2 protein-coding genes are annotated in these 3,286 nt (G+C 41.3%); both read left to right on the top strand.

The window, feature by feature from the left end; genetic code table 11:
- Positions 1 to 873 (top strand): helicase-related protein (locus Q0F90_RS08360; protein WP_296004701.1); only part of this gene is annotated, 873 nt, incomplete at its 5' end.
- A gap of 208 nt (positions 874 to 1,081) precedes the next feature.
- Positions 1,082 to 3,286 (top strand): excinuclease ABC subunit UvrA (gene uvrA / locus Q0F90_RS08355; RefSeq protein ID WP_296004699.1); only part of this gene is annotated, 2,205 nt, incomplete at its 3' end.

Raw genomic sequence — 3,286 nt, 5'->3', positions numbered from 1 at the left:
ATTAAGGGACAAATGGATGATTTACTCGGCGAAATTCATAAGCGTGCAGCTAAGAATGAACGCGTTCTCGTTACGACATTGACGAAGAAGATGGCCGAGGACTTAACGGAGTTCTTGAAGGAAATGGGCGTCCGCGTTCGTTACCTTCATTCAGATATCGTTACCATCGAGCGTGCTGAAATCATCCGTGATTTACGGGCCGGTGTCTTTGATGTACTAGTTGGTATCAACTTGCTCCGTGAAGGCCTAGATATGCCAGAGGTTTCTCTAGTAGCTATATTAGATGCAGATAAGGAAGGTTTCTTGCGTTCCGATACGGCTATGATTCAAACTATCGGTCGCGCTGCTCGTAATGTAAATGGTCACGTTATTATGTACGCTGACCGCGTAACCGGTTCTATGCAACGAGCTATTGATGAAACCGATCGCCGTCGTGCTGTGCAAGAGGCTTATAATATTGAACATAATATTACGCCTAAGTCTGTCTCTAAAGATGTAAAAGAGCTTATTGAGTTGACGAAAATTGAAGAAGATATGGTCACCGATGGGAAGGACTTTTCACCGAAGAAGGGGAAAAAGAAATCCTCTACACCGGGTATGGACCATGGACACGAACCATATGCTCAAGAGGCATCTACTCCTAAGGTGGCAGATATAACGCCAGAAGAGTTATTCAATAAAATTGAAGAACTAGACCGTCAAATGAAGGCTGCTGCAAAGCAGCTTGAATTTGAAAAGGCTGCTAAGCTTCGCGACCAATTGGGGGAACTACGTCAACAATGGTCCGATATGCATAGTGCTGGTGAATGCAAATTGAAAAAGCCCGCATCAAGTAAAGGGAGAAAACGGACCAGTACAAAGAGTAAATCTTAAGTAGGTGTAACATATATTCATATAGTAAAAATTTAACTACTTGAATGTAATTAGTAAATCTATAGAGATAAATTTACATATCTAGATAGATTGTAAGAAAACACATAGATTATATAGACTATATGTGCGATAATATACATATATTATTTCATGTTAGTAAAAATAGAGATGATGCCATTTGGTATCATCTCTTTAAATAGGGAACATAATGAAAGATCAATTGATAGTAAAAGGTGCGCGTCAGCATAACCTTAAAAATATAGATATAGCCTTACCACGAGATCAGTTTATCGTTTTGACTGGTCTCAGTGGTTCTGGTAAATCGTCCTTAGCATTTGATACGATTTACGCAGAAGGGCAACGACGCTATGTAGAGTCCTTGTCTGCGTATGCTCGTCAATTCTTGGGACAAATGGATAAACCTGATGTAGATTATATTGAAGGCTTATCTCCAGCGATTTCTATCGACCAAAAGACGACAAGTCGCAATCCTCGTTCTACAGTTGGTACTGTAACGGAGATTTATGACTACTTGCGTCTATTATTTGCTCGTGTAGGTCATGCCCACTGTCCAGAATGTGGTAAGCCTATTACACAACAAACGATACAACAAATGACAGATGATGTAATGAGCTTCCCAGAAGGCACTAAGATTTTAGTATTGGCGCCTATGATCCAAGGGAAAAAAGGGGAGCATAAGTCGGTCTTTGAACAACTTCGTAAAGAAGGCTTTGTTCGTGCCCGCGTAGATGGCGTTGTACGTACATTAGATGAAGATATTACATTAGAGAAAAATAAAAAACACTCTATCGATATCGTAGTAGACCGCCTTGTTGTAAAAGAAGGCATAGAATCTCGCTTGGCAGACTCTATGGAGACCGCATCAAAATGGGCAGAAGGCATCGTTGTGATCCAAGAGGTAGATGGCCCTGAACACATGTATAGTCAACACTTTGCATGTCCAGACTGTCATATTTCATTACCGAAAATTGAACCGCGCATGTTCTCCTTCAACAGTCCATTTGGCGCTTGCCCAGCTTGCTTGGGTATTGGATCCACTATGGAAGTAGATGAAGAGCGCGTTATTCCAGATGGCTCCATTAGTTTTGCCGATGGATGTGTGCAAGCATTGAGCTCTAATCCTAATGCATGGTTTATGCGTCAGTTGGAAGGCCTATTAAAAGCCAATGGCTATTCTTTAGACTCTACCTATGATGAATTGCCAAAAGCATTACAGAAGAAAGTCATGTATGGCACGACGGATAAAGTAGCTTTCACCTATGAAAATATGAGAGGTGAAGTAAAAGAATTCTTTACGGAGTACGAAGGTATTTTGCCGATGGTAAAACGCCGTCATAGTGAAGCCTCTACAGATTCCATGCGTGAAGAGTTTGAAAAATTTATGTCCATAAAGCCGTGTACTACCTGTCATGGTGCTCGTCTTAAACCTGAAGTATTAGCTATTACTGTAGGGGATAAGAACATCAATGAAGTGACGCAATTAACGATTAAAGAAGCACTGGACTTCTTTGGTAATTTGCAGTTAACTGAACGGGAACTAGTGATTGGTGCTCAAATTTTGAAGGAAATCAATGCTCGTCTTGGTTTCCTCAATAATGTAGGCCTCGATTACCTTACCATGAACCGTAGTGCTGGTACGCTTTCCGGTGGTGAAGCACAACGTATTCGCTTAGCCACACAAATTGGCTCTGGCCTTGTTGGGGTATTGTATATTCTAGATGAACCTTCTATTGGTTTACACCAACGAGATAATGATCGTCTCATTGATACATTGAAAGGCTTACGCGACTTAGGCAATACATTGCTCGTTGTAGAACACGATGAAGATACGATGCGTGCTGCGGACTATCTCGTAGATATCGGCCCTGGTGCAGGTGAGCATGGTGGTCAGATTATTGCAGCTGGTACTGTGGACGAAGTAATGAAGGTAGAAAAATCTATTACTGGTCAGTACCTAAGTGGTCGCAAATTTATCGCCCTTCCTGAAGAACGCCGTAAACCAGGTAAAAACTACATAGAAATTCGGGGCGCAAAGGAAAATAATTTACAAAATGTAAATGTAAAATTCCCTATCGGCCTATTTAATGTGGTTACCGGTGTCAGTGGTTCTGGTAAGTCTACCTTAATCAATGAAATTCTTTATAAAGGTTTAGCTAATCAGTTGTACCGCTCCTTCCATAAGGTGGGGGCTCATAAAGAAATCCGTGGCTTAGAATATATTGATAAAATTATTAATATTGACCAAAGCCCTATCGGTCGTACACCTCGCTCTAATCCAGCTACTTATACAGGCGTATTTGATGCTATACGCGAGCTTTATAGCCAAACACCAGAGGCTAAGATGCGCGGCTATAAACCAGGTCGCTTTAGCTTTAACGTAAAAGGTGGTCGC

This window comes from uncultured Veillonella sp., assembly GCF_934190855.1.
Taxonomy (GTDB): domain Bacteria; phylum Bacillota; class Negativicutes; order Veillonellales; family Veillonellaceae; genus Veillonella.
The sequence above is the reverse complement of the archived record's forward strand: the minus strand, read 5'-3'. Positions and strand labels throughout refer to the sequence as shown.